Raw genomic sequence first — 18,195 nt, 5'->3', positions numbered from 1 at the left:
TGAGTGGCCGGGCCCCGGAATACGGGGCCTGCCACCAAAAAAGTGGGAGCTATCATGAAACGTCTGACCACTGCCGCGCTGTTGGGCGCGCTTGCCTTACCTGTCGCAGCCGAAGAGTTCACGTTTGCCGTCACAACCGACCCGCAAACGATGGACCCTCATGCGGTTAACTCAGCCCCTGTTCTGGGTTTTCTGAACAACGTCTACGAAGGGCTTGTTCGTCGCGGCAAGGATATGACCATCGAACCCGCTCTGGCCACCAGTTGGGAAACCATCGATGGCGGCGCGGGCTGGAGATTCAAGCTGCGCGAAGGGGTGACATTTCATGACGGGTCCGAATTCAACGCTGATGACGTTATCTTTTCGTATCAGCGCGCCTCGGATGAAAGTTCGGATACCCGCAGCTGGTTCGCTCCGGTCAGCGAGGTGGTGAAGGTTGACGACTTTACCGTCGATGTGATGACCACTGCGCCGAACCCGATCTTTCCGGACAGCATCGCCAACTGGATGATCATGGACAGCGGTTGGGCCGAGGCAAACGACGCCGCTCTGCCCGACAAAGAGGCCGGCAACTATGCGACCCTGAACGCCAACGGCACAGGCGCGTTCCGCGTCTCCGCGCGCGAACCGGGCCTGCGCACGGTGCTGGAACCCTTTGATGCATGGTGGGGCGATGTCGAACACAACCTGACCCGCGCCGAACTGGTGCCGATCCAGAACCCGGCGACCGCTTTGGCGGCGCTGCTTTCAGGCGATGTGGATTTCATCAACCCGGTCCCCATTCAGGACGTCGCCCGCCTGCAGGGCAACCCGGATGTGAAGGTTATTCAGGGGATCGAAGCGCGTGTGATCATGTTGGGTTTCGATCAGCAGGAAGGCGCAAGCGAGGCCGGGCAGGGCAGTTCTGATCTGTTTCTTGATCCCCGTACCCGCGAGGCTGTGGCCAAGGCGGTCAACGTACCGGCCATTCTGCAAACCATCATGCGCGGCAATGCCGAAGTGGCGAGCCAGCTTGTCAGCCCCGCAATGCGCGGGTTCTCAGCCGTGAATGCAGACCCCTATGGCTATGACCCCGAGGGTGCGAAGGCGCTGCTGGCCGAGGCCGGGGCAGAGGGGGCCGAGGTCAGTTTCAAATGCTCCAACAATCGGTATCTGAACGACGAATCCGTGTGTCAGGCGATTACCGCCATGCTGACGCAGGCCGGGCTGAATGTGACGCTCGACGCGATGCCGGTGCAGAACTACTGGCCGGAACTGCGGGCCGACAATTTCGACATGTATCTGCTGGGCTGGTCGCCCGGCACCTTTGACGCCGAACATCCCGTGCGCTTTCTGGCCGCGACCCCGAACGAGGAAAAGAAGCTGGGCTCGTGGAACTTTGGTGGCTATTCCAACGCGCGTGTGGATGAACTGCTGCCGATGATCCAGTCCGAGATTGACGAGACCAAGCGTCAGGCGATGCTGGACGAGGTCGCCGGCCTTCTGCAGGACGAGGTGGCCTATGTGCCGCTTTATGTGCAGCCGTTGGTTTGGGGCGCGCGCAGCAATATCGAGCTGACTCAGCGGCCCGACAATTTCTTCCTTCTGCGGTGGGTTACGGTCAACTAAATGCTGTCATACATCATCAGGCGGGTGGCCCAGTCGGCGCTGGTTCTGTTCGTCGTGGGCCTTGTCGCCTTTTCCATGTTCCGCTTTGTCGGCGATCCCATCGACAACATGTTGGGGCAGGAGCGCACCATGGAAGACGTGGAACGCCTGCGCACCCAGTTGGGCCTGGATCAGCCATTTCCGGTGCAATATGTGAAATTCCTGCAAGAGGCGGTGCAGGGCAATTTCGGTGTCAGCTTCCGCCAGGGGCGCCCGGTCGCCGAGATTTTGGCCGAGCGCGCTCCGGCTACGCTGGAACTGGCGATGGTATCGGCGACATTCGCCATCATATTGGGCATCGCGCTGGGCGTCTTTACCGCGATCCGACGAGACGGGTTCGCGGCGAATTTCATCATGTCGGCCTCATTGATCGGGGTATCGCTTCCCACTTTTCTGATCGGCATTCTGCTGATTTACGTCTTTTCGGTCGAACTGGGCTGGCTGCCCAGCTTCGGACGGGGCGAGGTCGTTGATCTTGGCTGGTGGAACACCGGGTTCCTGACCGCGAGCGGTCTCAAGGCGCTGATCCTGCCGTCGATCACGCTGGGCCTGTATCAGATGACCCTGATCATGCGGCTGGTACGCTCTGAAATGCTCGAGGTGTTGCGGCAGGATTATATCCGCTTTGCCCGCGCCCGCGGCCTGAGCGACCGGACCATCAATTTCCGTCATGCGCTAAAGAACACGATGGTGCCTGTTATCACCATAATCGGTCTGCAACTGGGGGCCATCATTGCCTTCGCCATCATCACCGAAACGGTGTTTCAATGGCCCGGCCTTGGCCTTCTGTTCATCAACGCAATCCAGTTCGTGGATATCCCTGTCATGGCAGCCTACCTGATGATGATCTCGGTCATCTTCGTCACCATCAACCTAGCGGTCGACATTCTTTACGCGTTCATCGACCCGCGCCTGAGGGTCAGCGCATGAGCCGTCTGCAAACCATTCTGGATAGCGATCAGTTCTATGCCTTCCGCCGCTCACCCGTGGCCATGGTGTCGGCAACGGTGGCGTTGGTTCTCATCCTCGCCACCATCCTTGCCCCACTGATTGCGCCAACGAACCCGTTCGACCCGGCCAGCCTGAACCTGATGAACGGGTTCACCCCGCCGATGGCACCAAACGCCTTCACCGGCGAAAGCTTTTTGATGGGCACCGACGATCAGGGACGCGACGTGTTCTCGACCATTTTGTACGGAATGCGGATCTCGCTGTTTGTGGGCGTGTCTGCGGTTCTGTTTGCAATGGTGCTGGGCATCATTCTGGGCCTGCTGTCGGGGTATTTCGGTGGTTGGACCGAAACCATCATCATGCGCACGGCAGATGTGCAACTGACCTTCCCGTCGATCCTGCTGGCCATGCTGATCTTTGGTATCGCCAAGGGCGTGACCCCGGTGGAATATCGCGATCAGATGGCAATCTGGGTGCTGATCCTGGCCATTGGTCTGTCTGACTGGGTTCAGTTCGCCCGCGTCGTTCGGGGCGCAACGCTGGTAGAGAAGAACAAGGACTATGTCGCCGCCGCGCGCATCATCGGGCAAAGCCCGCTGACGATCATGCTGCGCCATATCCTGCCCAACGTGCTGTCGCCGGTATTGGTAATTGCCACCATCTCATTGGCGCTGGCGATCATCGCTGAGGCGACGCTCAGCTTTCTGGGCGTTGGGGCACCGCCCACGCAACCGTCGCTGGGCACGCTGATCCGTATCGGGCAGGGGTTCCTGTTCTCAGGCGAGTGGTGGATTCTGTTCTTCCCCGCCTGCACCCTGCTGGCACTGGCGCTGAGTGTAAACCTGCTGGGCGACTGGCTGCGCGATGTTCTGAACCCGAGGCTGAAATGACCAACCCCGTTCTTTCGATCCGCAACCTGACGGTGGAGATTCCCACGCGTCACGGCATTTTCAAGCCGGTGGAGCATGTGACCTATGACCTCCTCCCCGGTGAAATCCGTGGGGTCGTGGGGGAAAGCGGTGCTGGCAAATCCATGACCGGCAACGCGGTGATTGGCCTGCTGGACCCTCCGGCCCATGTCTCGGAAGGCGAAGTCTGGCTGAACGGCCGCCGAATTGACGTGCTTGATGCTGAAGACAAGCGCAGGATTCGGGGCAAAGAGATCGGGATGATCTTTCAGGACCCGCTGACTTCGCTGAACCCGCTGTTCACCGTGGGTGAGCAACTGGTCGAGACGATCCAGCTGCACCTTGGCCTGTCGGCGTCCGAGGCGAAGAAGCGCGCCATCGCCCTGCTGGACCGTGTGTCGATCCCCAACCCGGCAGAGCGATTCAATCAGTATCCCCATCAGTTTTCCGGCGGGATGCGTCAGCGGGTGGTGATAGCGCTGGCCTTGTGTACCGAACCCAGCGTACTGATTGCGGACGAACCTACCACGGCTTTGGACGTATCGGTGCAGGCGCAGGTACTGGATCTGATCAAGGAACTGGCCAAGGAACGGCAGGTCGGCGTGATCCTCGTGACGCACGATATGGGCGTCATTGCCGACACCACCGATACCGTGACCGTCATGTATTCCGGCCATGTGGTCGAAAGCGGCACCACCGATCAAATCCTCGGCGCGCCCACGCATGATTACACCAAATCCCTGATCGCCGCCGTGCCGCGCCCACACACACGGGTCGAACGCTTTCCGGTCGTCAGCTATGGCGAGCGGGAAAGAACCTTCAAGATCGACGATCTCGCGGCGCATTGGGACAAAACCGATCTTTCCAAATCCGGCAAGCTGCTTGAGGTCGAAAACATCACCAAGACCTTTCTGGAAAAAGGCGGTCTGCTGCCCTCGCAGCGACAGTATTTCACCGCCGTCGATCAGGTCAGCTTCGACATCCGCGATGGCGAGGTGTTTGGCCTTGTCGGCGAAAGCGGGTCGGGAAAATCCACCGTCGCGCGGATGATCGGCACGCTTTATCCGGTGGACGGTGGCCGCGTGATATTTGACGGGCAGGATGTGACGGCAATGGGCATGGATGACCTGCAAGCCTATCGCCGCCAGATTCAGATGATCTTTCAGGACCCGTTCTCCAGCCTCAACCCTCGTATGAGGGTCGGGGACCTTGTTGCTGAGCCGATCCATCATCACAAAATCCTGCCCAAGCCTGTCATCGAGCCGCGCGTGCGCGAGTTGCTGGACTGGGTCGGGTTGGCCAAGGATGCCTGGCGCAAATACCCGCACGAATTCTCGGGCGGGCAGCGACAACGGATCTGCATCGCCCGTGCGTTGGCCACGCAGCCCCGGTTCCTGATCTGTGATGAGCCGACAAGCGCGCTGGATGTCTCGATTCAGGCGCAGATTCTGAACATCCTGAAGGACCTGCAGGATCACCTGGGCCTGACAATGCTGTTCATCAGCCACGACCTGCCGGTGGTGCGGCAGATGTGCGATCGCGTGGGCGTCATGCGGCAGGGCAAGCTGGTCGAGGTTCAGAAAACGGACGCGTTGTTCGCAGACCCGCAGCATCCATACACCAGAGAGCTTCTGGATTTGATGCCAAGGCTCAAGCAATTGGCGTGATCGGATAGGCTCCGGTCCCGCCAGAAAGACTGCACCTGAGAGGGCAGTATCCAACGTTAGGGCCAGTATGCGTGCCTTCAGCAAAAGCACCCATTCTCCTGCCTTTTCGCTCCAGCGCATTAGCTAGGTGCGAGCGTGACTATTTTCAGCAGGCGCTTCTTTTTCTCCCCGAGGTAAGTTGGGCCGACTGAAAAACAGTCTTTGAGCATTGCTTTCACCTCGTTAAATGAACCGAACGGCATAGGTGGATTGAGCGAAAAAGATTTTAGGGTGCGGTACCAAATTGATATCGACGAACTAGGGTCAGGATTCATAACCAGTAGATGACGACGGCTGCGAGCGCGATGGCCGAGAGGAAGACCTTGGGACACCTGTCGTAGCGGGTTGCCACGCGTCTCCAGTCTTTGAGCCTGCCGAACATGATCTCAATGCGGTTGCGCCGTTTGTATCGGCGCTTGTCGTATTTCACGGTCTTCTTGCGCTGTTTTCGTCCAGGGATGCAGGCGCGTATCCCTTTGTCTTTCAACGCATCTCTGAACCAGTCGGCGTCGTAGCCTCGGTCTCCGAGCAGCCATTCGACCTTTGGCAAACCGCCCAGCAATGCCCGTGCGCCGATATAGTCACTGACCTGTCCGGCGGTGATGAAGAGGTCGAGCGGTCGTCCCTGGCTGTAGCAAATGGCGTGAAGCTTGGTGTTCATACCACCTTTGGTCCGGCCAATCAGGCGACCGCGCCCCCCTTTTTAGCGGCCATGCTGGTCGCTGTTCGATGTGCCTTCAGGTAGGTCGCGTCGATCATGACTGTCTTCTGTTCGCCGTGCTCGGCAGCTAGCCCCACCATCATCCGCGCGAATATGCCCTTTTCGCTCCAGCGCTTCCAACGGCTATAAAGCGTCTTGTGTGGGCCATAGGCTTCAGGAGCGTCGCGCCACCTTAACCCATTGCGGTTGATGAAAATTATCCCGCTCAGAATCCGCCTGTCGTCGACCCTTGGCTTACCGTGCGACTTTGGAAAGTAGGGTTTCAGACGCGCCATCTGTGCGTCGGTCAGCCAGAAAAGATTGCTCATGTCACCGCTCTGTTTTCGGAGCCGTGAATCACGCAGCGCTCGGGAAATCAATGCATCCTGACCCTAGACGAACCGACTTCGTTTCCGAAGTGACCTTTCAGGGCAACCTCGATCTGAACGCGTCAGATTTCATTCTCTGAACTATGAAACAAGCTTTTGATCCTGGGGATCTCAGAAATCACGATGCTGCACGGCCTATCGCGGACATAGGTACATGGCGTATAAATCTGCATACTTGGGGAAAGAACAACCTGCTGGCTGTTGCAGTTATACGTCGCCGCAATGCACTGCATTTAAATCCGTGGATCAAATGATTGACGCTTCGACCCATCTCATTCCCACGTCTTGGCGGGTACATTGTGCCAGAAGCTCTCTTGAATCAAATCGACCTTAGATGTTTCGTTGGCGCTGATATCAGGCAAAGGCGGTGGCCTCGTTTTTTAGCGGCGTGGCCCGTCCGGGGTAACCATCCAGTTTGAGAGCGTCTTGTCCATTTTTCGCATCCGGTGACGTAGCATGTCGCGTGTCATGCGCGCCAAAGTAGCTGCGTGTTCAGGATGTTCCGCCAGATTCTCTTGCTCTCCTCGTCCTGCGCTGTCGAACAACAAGGGCGGCAAGTCGGCTGCGAATTCGACCAGAGTGAATCGATTGTCGCGCAGAATGCTCAGGCAACTGTCCTCTAGTCCTGTTTCAAGATCCCGTTGCCAGCGGGTTGGGCTAAGAGGGTCGGCGAAATCCAGTTCCGAGAATGAATAGTGACGCCAATCTTTGGGTGGATTTGGGTTTTCGTCCTGTACAAAAGGCATCAGCGAATGCCCGTTCATGGAATCCGGGATGTCCTGACCGACCCAGTCGAGAATGGTCGGCACGATATCGATCGATTCCGTCGGCGCATCGACGCGCTTGCCGCGCGCGCCGCCGGGCATGCGCATTATCAGTGGCGTGTGATAGGCAGCGTCGTAAACCGACATTTTGCCCCAGCTATGCCGATCCCCCAGCATTTCGCCATGATCGGCGGTGATCACCAGCAATGTGTTGTCATATTGGCCTGACGCTTTCAGAAAAGACACAACGCGGCCGATGTGATGATCCACTTCGGTTGCCAGCCCCAGATAGATGGCGCGCAACGTCTGCACCACCTCGTCCGTCGGTTCGAGATCAGGGAAGCCTTCTACAAATCCGGCAACCGTGGTGTTGGCGCGCGCCGGGGCGAAAAACGGGTGCAAGGCGTCCTCGGCCACGGGTGTTGCAAGGCGCGATGGCAGCGGCAATTCGGCGGGGTCATACATCCGGTTATAGGGTGCCGGGGCGACCAGCGGTGGATGTGGGCGCAGATAGGTCAGATGGGCAAACCAGCCCCGGTCATCATCCGCGTAGGCGGGCATGGTGTCCAGAAACCGGTCTGTCAGAAAGGCCGTGTCGCTGTCTTCAGCCGCATACATAGCGGGATCGTTCAGCGCAGGCTGGCCGCCGTCGTATGCGACGGGTTTGAACACATCGAAATAGTCATCGAACTTATACCCGCGGTTCTTCAGATGCGACCGCCAGGGAAACGACATCTCCATCCGCATTTCGAGCATTTCCTGAAATCCGGCCATATGGAATTCGTAGGACTTGAGCGCGGGGTCGTTTGCATCAAAGATGCGTGGGTCTTGCGATGTGTCCGTATATCCAAACAGCATCGGTAAATACCCGGCCTTGCGCATTTCGCTGGCGATGGACGGCGTATCGTGTCGCAAGGGCGTGCCGTTTCGCACCGATCGGTGGTTCATCGCGTATTGCCCGGTCAGCAACGAGGCACGCGAAGGTCCGCACGGGTTGGTGACCGAAAAATGCCGGGTGAAAGAAACGCTGTCTTCCATCAGCGCGCGCATATGGGGCAGATCCACATGATCTGCCAGCGCCCCGAACAAGCAATCCGCTCGCATCTGGTCGGTGATGATAAACAGGACGTTGCGTTTGACTGTCATTTCCCGTTGCTCCTGATCGCCGGACCGTATCTCGGGTCCCGTGCGTGTATTCCTGCCCAAAATGCGCTGTGGATGGGTCCGCTTTGCCGCATGCTTGCGATATCCGTCGCCTAAAATCCACAAAAGAACGCAACAATCAACAAAAAGCGGAGCATTTACGTTGTGATGGTTGGTTTTTGTGGGTTATTGTTGACGTGTTGTGTGGAATTTATGAGGTAGATGCTTCAAACATGCTGCGCAACTTAGATGCTCAGAGTGACGATACAGTCGGAAAACCCGTGTGCAATGATGATCTGTTACACATCTGGTTTAGCTGTTTCAGAGCCGCGCCTCGACCTGTCGCCACGGGTACTGCGATGAAGGAAGAACTGAATGCCGACCCCACGTAACGCCGTTGAAACATCCAAAAAGACGGCAGACATCGCAGCCCATGCGGCAGAAATTGCACGTATCGCCGCTCAGGCTGCGCGCGGTTATTTCCGCGGACGGCTGGGGATAGAGTTCAAGTCCGATGAAAGCCCCGTCACGCAAGCGGATAAAGGCGTCGAGGCCGTTGTGCGCCAATATCTGGCCGAGAACTTCCCCAACGACGGTATCTTTGGCGAAGAACAGGGTTTCGACGGGCAGGATCGGCAGAATGTCTGGATCGTGGACCCCATTGACGGAACCCGCTCGTTCCTGTCGGGGCATCCGTTGTTTGGTTTCCTGTTGGGGTATCTGACCGACGGGGTGCCGCAGCTGGGTGTCATCGGTATGCCGGCTCTGAACGAAGTTCTGATCGGCATAAAGGGTCAGCGGGCTGCGTTGAACGGTGTGCCCGTCGCTGTCAGCGCGACACGTCAACTGAGCGATGCGGTTCTTTTCGTCAACGAGGGTGATAAGATTTATCGAGATCACCCGGCGCTGTTTGACCGGCTGATGAACGCTGGGCAAACCCGGAGGTTTGCTTATGACTGCTATCCCCATGCGTTGCTTGCGATGGGTCACGTGGATGCGGTGATCGACTATGATCTGCAGCCCTATGACTACTTGCCTGTAACAGCGGTTGTTGAAGCTGCTGGTGGGATCATGACCGACTGGCAGGGCAAGGCACTGGATCTGAACTCAGACGGGCGGGTGATATCAGCCGCGACGCCCGCGTTGCTCACCGAGCTTCTTGAACTTGTAAACGGATAAAGGGATGCGATGGCCCATTTCTGTGTCGCTAAGGGCAATGACCAGAGATGTGTCTGATCAAAGAAATGGCGCGGAGTGCGTTGGATGTTGATGTGGAGGTCAAAGTTTGACCGGATCAGTTGAAATCCTGAACGAAACGGGCAAAGGGCGCGTCGTTCTGCTCTGCGAACACGCAAGTAACCACATACCGTCCGAGTTTGATGGATTGGGATTGTCCGACTCGGATCGTGTCAGTCATGTCGCCTGGGACCCTGGCGCATTGGCGCTGACACAGGCGCTGTCTTCAGCGCTCGATGCACCGGTCGTGGTTTCGACTGTTTCGCGACTGGTTTATGACTGCAATCGCCCGCCCGAGGCGGCAAGCGCGATGCCCGACAGATCTGAATTGATCGAGGTCCCGGGAAATGTGGGCCTTGATCAACTGCAACGCGACGCGCGGACCCGGGCGGTCTATCTGCCGTTCTGTAGCGCCGTCGCGCAGGTTCTGGATGGGCGTGGACCGGACACGGTGGTGGTGACTGTTCATTCCTTCACGCCGGTCTATTATGGCCAGCCGCGCGCGGTGGAGCTTGGGTTGCTTCATGATGAGGACAGCCGGTTGGTCGATGCAATGCTGGATTACGCGGATCGAATTCCGCACCGTCGCACCGAACGCAACCAGCCCTACGGCCCGGCGGACGGTGTCACCCATTCACTTCGACTGCACGCGCTAAGCCGGGGATTGGCCAATGTGATGATCGAGGTGCGCAATGATCTGCTGAGCGACGAACAGCAGGTTGCCGCCATGGCACAAGACATTCTGGCGCTGCTTGAACCGGCGCTGAACGATATCACGATCAGGGAGGACGCATCGTGAGCGCGACACTTACATTCGAGCATCTTCAGGCGCAGGTTTCAGCTGGCGCGGTTGACACGGTTTTGGTTTGTTTTGTTGACATGCAGGGCCGTTTGATGGGGAAGCGGTTTCACGCGGGTCATTTTGTGGCGGGTGCGTGGGAGGAGACGCATTGTTGCAACTATCTTCTGGCGACGGATCTTGAGATGGGCACGCCGGATGGTTATGCGGCCACGAGTTGGGAGCGGGGCTATGGCGATTATGTGATGAAGCCGGACCTGAGCACTCTGCGCCCGGTGCCGTGGCTTGAGGGCACGGTGATGGTGATGTGCGATGTGCTGGATCACCACACGCATGAAGAGGTGCCGCACGCGCCGCGCTCGATCCTGAAGCGGCAGGTGAACCGGCTGAAAGCCATGGGTTATGAGGCGATGTGCGCCACCGAGCTGGAATTCTTCCTGTTCGAGAAAAGCTTTGATGCGATCCGCAAGGAGGGGTTTCGCGATCTGGAGCCGATTTCGGGGTATAATGAGGATTACCACATCCTGCAGACCACCAAGGAAGAGCATGTGATGCGCCCGATCCGCAACCATCTGTGGAATGCGGGCATCCCGGTGGAGAATACGAAGGGCGAGGCCGAGACCGGGCAGGAAGAGCTGAACATCAAATATGCGCCTGCGATGGAGACGGCCGAGTATCACTCGATCGCCAAGAACGCGGTGAAGGAGATCGCCTGGCAGCACGGCCATGCCGCGACGTTTTTGCCGAAATGGCATCATGAGAAGGTGGGCAGTTCGTCCCATGTGCATCAGTCGCTGTGGGCGGATGGCCAGCCGGCTTTTTATGATGCGGGTGATGAGTTGGGCATGTCGGCGCTGATGAAAAGCTATATGGCCGGGCTGTTGAAATACGCCGGTGATTATACGTACTTCATGGCGCCTTACATCAACAGCTACAAGCGGTTCATGAAGGGCACCTTTGCGCCAACGCGGATCATCTGGTCGGTGGACAACCGCACCGCCGGGTTCCGCCTGTGTGGGGATGGCACCAGGGCGGTGCGGGTCGAATGCCGCATACCCGGCTCGGACATGAACCCTTATCTGGCGATGGCCGGGATGCTGGCCGCCGGGATTGCGGGCATCGAAGAGGGGTTGGAGCTGCAAGCGCCCACCAAAGGCGACGTATATCAGGGTGAAAGTGGCATGATCCCGGGCAATTTGCGCGCGGCGCGGGATGCTCTGCATGGCTCGGCCATGTTGCGGGCGGCGATGGGGGATGAGGTGGTCGATCACTATGCGCGCGCGGCGGAGGTCGAGATCGAGGAATTCGAGCGGGTGGTGACCGATTGGGAAATTGCCCGCGGGTTTGAGCGGGCTTGAGGTGGAGGGGGCGAGGGGCTCTGCCCGCCGCCATCGGCGCTCGAACCAACGGCGGCCCCCGGGATATTTATGGCCAGATGAAGCAGGGATCCTGCTTTCTTTCGAAATGGAGTGACTATGGGGCAGATGTTGCAATGTGTCTCGCCGATTGATGGATCGGTTTTTGCGGAACGTGAGGTGCTGTCGCGAGAGGCAGCGTTTGAGGTTGCGGGTCGGGCGCGGGCCGCACAGGCGGGCTGGGCGGCGCGGCCGTTGCAGGAGCGTATCGATCTGGTGATGGCGGGTGTCGCGGCAGTTGGCGCGATGAATGATGAGATCGTGCCGGAACTGGCGCATATGATGGGGCGTCCCGTACGCTATGGCGGTGAGTTTGGCGGCTTCAACGAGCGTGCCGGCCATATGGCGCAGATTGCCGAGACGGCGCTGGCCGATATTGCCGTGGGTGAGGATGAGACGTTCAAACGCTATATCAAGCGCATTCCGCATGGGGTGGTGTTTGTGGTGGCGCCCTGGAACTATCCTTACATGACGGCGATCAACACGGTTGCCCCGGCGCTGATCGCGGGCAATACGGTGGTCCTGAAACATGCCACGCAGACCCTGCTGGTGGGCGAGCGGATGGCGCGGGCCTTCCATGCGGCGGGTGTGCCCGAGGATGTGTTCCAGAACGTGTTCCTGAGCCATGACGTGACCAATGATCTGATCGCGGGCAAGGCGTTTGATTTTGTGAACTTCACCGGCTCGGTCGGTGGCGGTCAGGCGATGGAACGCGCGGCGGCAGGCACCTTCACCGGCGTTGGCACCGAGCTGGGCGGCAAGGATCCGGGCTATGTCATGGAGGACGCCGATCTGGGTGCCGCCGTTGAGACGCTGATCGACGGGGCGATGTTCAACGCGGGCCAGTGCTGCTGTGGGATCGAACGGATTTATGTGCATGAGAGCCTCTATGACGATTTTGCCGCCAAGGCGGTGGAGATCGTGAAGGGCTATAAGCTGGGCAATCCGCTGGACACTGAGACGACGCTGGGTCCGATGGCCAATGTGCGCTTTGCCAATGAGGTGCGGGCGCAGATTGCCGAGGCCGTGGCGGCGGGCGCGGTGGCGCATATCGACACCTTCGCCGAAGACGATGGCGGCGCATACCTGACGCCGCAGATCCTGACCAATGTCACCCACGACATGCGGGTGATGCGGGATGAAAGCTTTGGGCCGGTTGTGGGCATCATGAAAGTGTCGTCCGACGACGAGGCCATCGCGTTGATGAATGACAGCGAATTTGGCCTGACCGCCAGCCTGTGGACAAGCGATGTGGAGCGCGCCGCGCGCGTCGGCGACCGGATCGAAACCGGGACGGTCTTCATGAACCGGGCCGATTATCTGGACCCGGGCCTGTGCTGGACCGGCTGCAAGAATACCGGGCGGGGCGGGGGATTGTCCGTCATCGGCTATCACAACCTGACCCGTCCCAAATCCTACCATCTGAAGAAGGTGACCTCATGAGCCTTGTTGGAAACTGGTCTTATCCGACCGCAATCAAGTTCGGCGCTGGCCGGATCAAAGAACTGCCCGAGGCCTGTGCCGCCGCTGGGATGAAGCGCCCTCTGCTGGTCACCGACAAGGGGCTGGCGGATCTGCCGATCACCATTGCGACGCTGGATATCATGGAGGCCGCCGGTCTGGGCCGGGGTCTGTTCAGCGATGTTGATCCGAACCCGAATGAGAAGAACCTCGACGCCGGGGTCGCGGCCTATAACGCAGGTGGCCATGACGGGGTGATTGCCTTCGGTGGCGGCTCGGGGCTGGATCTGGGCAAGATGGTGGCCTTCATGGCCGGTCAGACGCGCCCGGTCTGGGATTTTGAGGATATCGGCGATTGGTGGACCCGTGCCGATGCCGATGTGATCGCGCCGATCATCGCGGTGCCAACCACTGCCGGGACCGGATCGGAAGTGGGCCGCGCCAGCGTCATCACCAATTCCGAGACCCATGCCAAGAAGATCATCTTCCACCCCAAGGTGCTGCCGACCGTGGTGATCTGCGACCCGGAAATGACGGTGGGGATGCCAAAGTTCATCACCGCAGGTACAGGCCTTGATGCCTTTGCACACTGTGTCGAGGCGTTCAGCAGCCCGCATTACCACCCGATGTCTCAGGGCATCGCGCTGGAAGGGATGCGGCTGGTCAAGGAGTATCTGCCGCGCGCCTATGCCGACGGCACCGATATCGAGGCCCGCGCCCAGATGATGAGCGCGGCGGCGATGGGCGCCACCGCCTTCCAGAAGGGCCTGGGCGCGATCCACGCCATGAGCCATCCGATCGGTGCGGTGTTCGACACCCATCACGGCACCACCAACGCGGTCTGCATGCCCGCGGTGCTGGAGTTCAACGCCCCCGCCATCGCGGACCGGTTCCAGCAGGCGGCGGCCTATCTGGGTATCGAAGGCGGCTTTGACGGCTTCCGCGCCTTTGTGCGGAACCTCAACGACAGCCTGGGCATTCCGCGCAAACTCTCCGAGCTGGGCGTCACCGAAGCACGGGTCCCCGAACTGGTCAAAGGCGCAATCATCGACCCCTCATGCGGCGGTAACCCGATCACGCTGACCGAAGACAACCTCACCGCGCTGTTCAAAGCGGCATTTTGAGCGTGAGCATTGGCATCGTTCTCATAATTCTGACCGCAGCTCTGCTGCATGCGATCTGGAATACTGTCGTCAAAACGGCCACTGACCGGACAGTCGCTCTGGGGTTGGTAGCGCTGGGGCATGTGATTCCGGGGGCGCTGATGGTAGCGGTTTTGCCGCTGCCTGATATCGAGAGCCTGCCGTATCTGGCAGGCTCGACGGTTGTGCATTTCGGCTATTTCTACATGCTTAACCAAGCGTATCGGCACGGTGATCTGAGCGTGGTCTATCCGATTGCGCGCGGTGTTGTGCCAGCACTTGTTGCGCTTTGGGCGGTGATCTTTGCGGGCGAGCATCTGCCGATGCAGGCCTGGATGGGGATTGCCGTGATTGCCACGGGCATTCAGGTGTCAAGTTGGTCGGTCCTGAGGCAGGGCGTTGGCAGGGCATCGCTTGTTTTTGCTTTGGGGACGGGTTTCTGCATCTCGATCTATTCGCTTGTTGATGGACTGGGTGTACGGGTGTCGGGGAACATCCTGAGCTATTGGGCATGGCATTCGGTGCTCCACATCTTTCTTGTCGGATTTGTAGCAATACGCCGGGGCACCTTGTTGCTGGATTTGCCATTGCGAACCTGGGTGATAGGGCTGGTGGGCGGAATGGTGTCGATGACGGCATATGGTCTGGTGCTTTACGCCAAGAATTTCGCACCGCTGGGCGTTGTTTCGGCTTTGCGCGAAACCTCTGTGATCTTCGCAGCCCTGATTGGGTTCCTGTTGTTGGGGGAAGGCAATCCCATTCGCCGGCTTCTGGCTGCGGTGATGATGGCGGCAGGGGTGACGATGATCGCTCTGTCGTCATGATCACGGGTCGGAGTTGCGGATGATTCTTGCACATAGCCCGGACTTCACCCGCCGCACCTCAAGCAGAGCAGATATTTTGTATAAATCTGACCAAAAGCGGCAAAAAACCAAATTTATCGCAAAATATTTACATTTATTGTGGATTTTTGCGCGGAATTGTGACCGAGTTTGAACATGGATGATGACAGCGTAACCATCCCGCATCGTGGGCGAGAGCTTCTGGATGTATTGGCGCGGCTGGGTGGATCAGCACGCAATACTCAGATTGCGCAAATCATGGACGTCTCGGAGGAAACTGTTCGACGTCTGGTCAAGGCTCTGGCACGGGCAAACAAAGTCGAGCGTGTGCACGGCGGTACTTATCTGTCACGCGCGCAAGACACGCCCATGTTCTCAGGTGCGCTGGAACACAACGCTGATGAGAAAACCAATATCGCCAAGCGGGTCTGCGGGTTGCTTGAAGATGAAATGGTGCTGTTCATCACCGTCGGATCGACGATGACGCATGTGGCAGAGCAACTGCGCGAATTGCGCGGGTTGACGGTTGTCAGCAATTCCTTGTCGGTGGTTGCCTCTTTGGCTGACCACAATGGAACACGGGCTGTGCTGGCAGGCGGCGAAGTAATCCGGTCTGAGCGCGGCAGTTTTGGTCGCCCAGCCGAGGAGCTGGCGCGTCAGTACAGCTATGATGCGGTTATCTGTGGCGCGGATGCATTGTCGCTGGTGGGCGGTGTACTGGCGTCCAACCCGCTTGAGGCGGAACTGACCCGCGCGCTGCACGGACACACCCATCGCATGATCGTTGCAGCGGATCACACCAAATTTGGCGCGAAGGCAGCCAACGTATCCTGCCCATTCGACAAGGTCACTGATCTGGTGACCGATATTGTCCCACCGGACGCGTTTACGCCGGTTCTCAAGGATGCCGGAGTGAACGTGCATGTCGCGGATAAAAACTAAAGACCACGGTCACAAGGCCGACACAGAAACGGCAGCTGACCCGCTACGCAAAACAAAGTGAACGAAACTTAGGGAGAGAACATGAAAAAGTTTCTTATGTCAGGTGTGGCCTTTGCCACAATTGGAAGCGCGGCCTGGGCGAATTGCCCAGCGGCAACCGTTGCGGACATGCAAGGGGTATCTGCCGGTGCATATCCTCAGCAATTTGATCTGTCCGAGTTTCAGTCGGCTGCAAACTGTACGCTCAGCTTTGCCGAAAACCCGGCCATTAGTGATCTGAACGGCATGATCCGCGGCAACGGTGATCTGCCTGCGGTGGCGGATCGCCTGCCGGCGGATCCTCTGGTGATCGTGCCCTATGACTCGGTCGGTCAGTATGGCGGTGTGCTGGACGCGCTGTCCAACGCGACCGAAAGCGGGACGTCGGACTTTCTGTCTGTGCGCCACGTAAACCTGTTCCGGTACTCGGACGACCTTCAGACCCTGGTGCCCAATGTGGCCAAATCCTGGGAATGGAATGATGATTTCACCGAGCTGACCGTGAGCCTTCGAGAAGGTCACAAATGGTCGGATGGGGCGCCCTTCACCTCAGCGGATGTTGTGTTCTGGTACGACAACCTGATGATGGACACCAATGTCATCGCCGAGGCGAAAGATTATGCGCTGGCGGGCGGCGAGCCCATGAAGGTTGAGGCGCTGGACGACACCACCGTCCGTTTCACGCTTGCTGCGCCCAAACCGGGTCTGACCGAGACATTCTCGTTCACCTATGTGCAGCCTTACCAGCCCAGGCATTTCTTCGAAAAGTTCCACCCCGCGCTTGACGAGAACGCCGATGCCAACGCGCAGGCGCTTGGCTATGAAAACGGGTATGAGCTGATCAAGGCTTATTATGGCAACTCGGACTGGATGGACACGCCGTCACCAATGCTGACAGCCGGTGACAAGCTGGCAGGTCTTCCGACCGATACCATGCCGACGCTGGAAAGCCATATTCTGGTAAAGGAAAGCACCGAGGGTCGCCACTATGTGGCCAACCCCTATTTCTTCCAGGTCGATACGCAGGGTAACCAACTGCCCTACATCTCTGAGATGGACGAAACCTATGTTCCGGATGAGGAAGTCCGCACGCTCAAACTGCTGAATGGCGAAGTCGACTACAAGTCGCAGGGTGTGAACCTGACATCCGCTCCGGTTCTTCTCGAAGGTCAGGAGAACGGCAACTATACGGTCGAGGTGAAACCTTCGATCGGTTATCCTGTTCTGACATTCAACGTGACCGCTGAAGACGAAGCGAAACGGGCGATCTTTAATGACATCCGGTTTAGAACCGCGATGTCCGTGGCGATGGATCGCAACCAACTGAACGAAGTGACAGCCTTTGGTCTGGGTACGCCGACACAGTATATCGGCTTCTCGCCGCGCCCGGATTTCGTCGATGAAAAATGGGCCAACCACGAGATCGAATTCGATACTGACCGCGCCAATGCGTTGCTGGACGAAATCGGTTTGGTCGACAAGGATGGGGACGGTTTCCGCGATCTGCCGAACGGTGATCCGTTTGTTCTGGACTGGCAGTTCTCGACCCAGCCTGCTTCGGCGCAACTGGTGGAGCTGATTGCGCAGAACTGGAAAGACGTTGGCGTCAACACCGCGATCAAAGAGGTTACCTCGGACGAGTTCCGCGCTGCGCAAACGGCGAACTCGCTTGATCTGGGCCTGTGGCTGAAAAGTCAGCCCGTCGGTTCGATCCTTGGCGATAGCGAAATCTGGGTGCCTCCGTTCGATGGGTATTTCGACGTCCGCACAGGTATGCTGTGGGCCGAATACATCTCTTCGAATGGCGAAAATGGTGTTGAACCGCCTGCGTGGGTTGCCGAGTTGAAGACTGCTCTGGATACCTATCAGTCCAGCGCGCCGGGTTCGGATGCTTCGGTGGCAGCTGCGCAGAAGATGGTCGAGATCATGACCGGCGAGCTGCTGTTCCTGGGTACCGTCAACGCGCCCGCGCCGATCTATCACTCGAATAACCTGCAGAACTTCACCGAGTTCAAAACGCAGTCTTACGAGTTCTATCGGACCTATCCGTACCGTCCCGCGCAATGGTGGTTGAGCGAGTAAGGTTTAGAAATAAGAAGGTGGGCGCTCGC

General features: G+C 58.5%; 14 protein-coding genes. 12 read left to right on the top strand and 2 right to left on the bottom strand.

Annotation, left to right across the window (positions count from 1 at the left end; genetic code table 11):
- The first annotated feature begins 54 nt into the window (after nt 1–54).
- Genes ACR3E4_RS18295 through ACR3E4_RS18280 form a run of 4 tightly spaced genes read left to right on the top strand, consistent with a single transcriptional unit; the run spans nt 55 to nt 5,173 of the window.
- Nucleotides 55–1,608, top strand: a complete 1,554-nt coding sequence (locus ACR3E4_RS18295; protein ID WP_480536107.1) for an ABC transporter substrate-binding protein — start codon at nt 55–57, stop codon at nt 1,606–1,608.
- Complete coding sequence (locus tag ACR3E4_RS18290; protein WP_480536105.1) at nt 1,609–2,577, top strand: ABC transporter permease; 969 nt, start codon at nt 1,609–1,611, stop codon at nt 2,575–2,577.
- Nucleotides 2,574–3,488 (top strand): ABC transporter permease, encoded by a 915-nt coding sequence (locus ACR3E4_RS18285; RefSeq protein WP_480536104.1) that lies wholly within the window; start codon nt 2,574–2,576, stop codon nt 3,486–3,488. Before ACR3E4_RS18290 ends, ACR3E4_RS18285 begins: the two co-directional genes overlap by 4 nt.
- Entirely contained in the window at nt 3,485–5,173 is a 1,689-nt protein-coding gene (locus ACR3E4_RS18280) for an ABC transporter ATP-binding protein (RefSeq protein WP_480536103.1), read from the top strand. Before ACR3E4_RS18285 ends, ACR3E4_RS18280 begins: the two co-directional genes overlap by 4 nt.
- A gap of 310 nt (nt 5,174–5,483) precedes the next feature.
- Here ACR3E4_RS18280 and ACR3E4_RS18275 read toward each other — a convergent pair.
- Together ACR3E4_RS18275 and ACR3E4_RS18270 are read right to left on the bottom strand one after the other, a co-directional pair.
- A protein-coding gene (locus ACR3E4_RS18275) for an IS5 family transposase (protein ID WP_480536684.1) occupies nt 5,484–6,241 on the bottom strand; the annotation gives its coding sequence in 2 pieces (ribosomal slippage) (nt 5,484–5,917 and nt 5,917–6,241; 759 coding nt in all).
- A 440-nt stretch (nt 6,242–6,681) separates the two neighbouring features.
- Entirely contained in the window at nt 6,682–8,211 is a 1,530-nt protein-coding gene (locus tag ACR3E4_RS18270; protein WP_480536652.1) for a sulfatase-like hydrolase/transferase, read from the bottom strand.
- A 372-nt stretch (nt 8,212–8,583) separates the two neighbouring features.
- On the opposite strand from ACR3E4_RS18270, the gene ACR3E4_RS18265 reads away from it, so the two are divergent.
- The 8 genes from ACR3E4_RS18265 to ACR3E4_RS18230 all read left to right on the top strand — a co-directional run bounded on the left by ACR3E4_RS18265 (nt 8,584) and on the right by ACR3E4_RS18230 (nt 18,166).
- Complete coding sequence (locus ACR3E4_RS18265; RefSeq protein ID WP_480536650.1) at nt 8,584–9,387, top strand: inositol monophosphatase family protein; 804 nt, start codon at nt 8,584–8,586, stop codon at nt 9,385–9,387.
- A 106-nt stretch (nt 9,388–9,493) separates the two neighbouring features.
- Nucleotides 9,494–10,243, top strand: coding sequence for an N-formylglutamate amidohydrolase (locus ACR3E4_RS18260; RefSeq protein WP_480536649.1), 750 nt, complete (start codon nt 9,494–9,496; stop codon nt 10,241–10,243).
- Between the two features lie 80 nt (nt 10,244–10,323).
- Complete coding sequence (locus tag ACR3E4_RS18255; RefSeq protein ID WP_480567265.1) at nt 10,324–11,601, top strand: glutamine synthetase family protein; 1,278 nt, start codon at nt 10,324–10,326, stop codon at nt 11,599–11,601.
- Nucleotides 11,602–11,718: 117 nt separating this feature from the next.
- The gene (locus ACR3E4_RS18250) at nt 11,719–13,101 is read left to right on the top strand and encodes an aldehyde dehydrogenase family protein (RefSeq protein ID WP_480536655.1); all 1,383 of its coding nucleotides are present in this window, start codon (nt 11,719–11,721) and stop codon (nt 13,099–13,101) included.
- Nucleotides 13,098–14,243: an iron-containing alcohol dehydrogenase gene (locus tag ACR3E4_RS18245; RefSeq protein WP_480567131.1), complete on the top strand. Its 1,146-nt coding sequence runs from the start codon at nt 13,098–13,100 to the stop codon at nt 14,241–14,243. Before ACR3E4_RS18250 ends, ACR3E4_RS18245 begins: the two co-directional genes overlap by 4 nt.
- Nucleotides 14,244–14,245: 2 nt before the next feature.
- A complete protein-coding gene (locus ACR3E4_RS18240; protein WP_480536551.1) occupies nt 14,246–15,085 on the top strand; it encodes an EamA family transporter in 840 nt (279 codons plus the stop codon).
- Nucleotides 15,086–15,259: 174 nt separating this feature from the next.
- Nucleotides 15,260–16,045 carry a DeoR/GlpR family DNA-binding transcription regulator gene (locus ACR3E4_RS18235; RefSeq protein ID WP_480536549.1) on the top strand — a complete coding sequence of 262 codons (786 nt, stop codon included), beginning with the start codon at nt 15,260–15,262 and terminating at the stop codon, nt 16,043–16,045.
- An 81-nt stretch (nt 16,046–16,126) separates the two neighbouring features.
- Complete coding sequence (locus tag ACR3E4_RS18230) at nt 16,127–18,166, top strand: ABC transporter substrate-binding protein (protein WP_480536547.1); 2,040 nt, start codon at nt 16,127–16,129, stop codon at nt 18,164–18,166.
- The last annotated feature ends 29 nt before the right edge of the window (nt 18,167–18,195 follow it).

Source organism: Ruegeria sp. AP11 (assembly GCF_056535865.1).
This window is presented reverse-complemented; position numbering and strand designations above follow the sequence as displayed.

What these genes read in the sequence shown, in the direction of transcription:
- ACR3E4_RS18295 (WP_480536107.1), top strand. Translation starts at nt 55, where the DNA reads ATGAAACGTCTGACCACTGCCGCGCTGTTGGGCGCGCTTGCCTTACCT.
- ACR3E4_RS18290 (WP_480536105.1), top strand. Translation starts at nt 1,609, where the DNA reads ATGCTGTCATACATCATCAGGCGGGTGGCCCAGTCGGCGCTGGTTCTG.
- ACR3E4_RS18285 (WP_480536104.1), top strand. Translation starts at nt 2,574, where the DNA reads ATGAGCCGTCTGCAAACCATTCTGGATAGCGATCAGTTCTATGCCTTC.
- ACR3E4_RS18280 (WP_480536103.1), top strand. Translation starts at nt 3,485, where the DNA reads ATGACCAACCCCGTTCTTTCGATCCGCAACCTGACGGTGGAGATTCCC.
- ACR3E4_RS18270 (WP_480536652.1), bottom strand. Translation starts at nt 8,211, where the DNA reads ATGACAGTCAAACGCAACGTCCTGTTTATCATCACCGACCAGATGCGA.
- ACR3E4_RS18265 (WP_480536650.1), top strand. Translation starts at nt 8,584, where the DNA reads ATGCCGACCCCACGTAACGCCGTTGAAACATCCAAAAAGACGGCAGAC.
- ACR3E4_RS18255 (WP_480567265.1), top strand. Translation starts at nt 10,324, where the DNA reads ATGCAGGGCCGTTTGATGGGGAAGCGGTTTCACGCGGGTCATTTTGTG.
- ACR3E4_RS18250 (WP_480536655.1), top strand. Translation starts at nt 11,719, where the DNA reads ATGGGGCAGATGTTGCAATGTGTCTCGCCGATTGATGGATCGGTTTTT.
- ACR3E4_RS18245 (WP_480567131.1), top strand. Translation starts at nt 13,098, where the DNA reads ATGAGCCTTGTTGGAAACTGGTCTTATCCGACCGCAATCAAGTTCGGC.
- ACR3E4_RS18235 (WP_480536549.1), top strand. Translation starts at nt 15,260, where the DNA reads ATGGATGATGACAGCGTAACCATCCCGCATCGTGGGCGAGAGCTTCTG.
- ACR3E4_RS18230 (WP_480536547.1), top strand. Translation starts at nt 16,127, where the DNA reads ATGAAAAAGTTTCTTATGTCAGGTGTGGCCTTTGCCACAATTGGAAGC.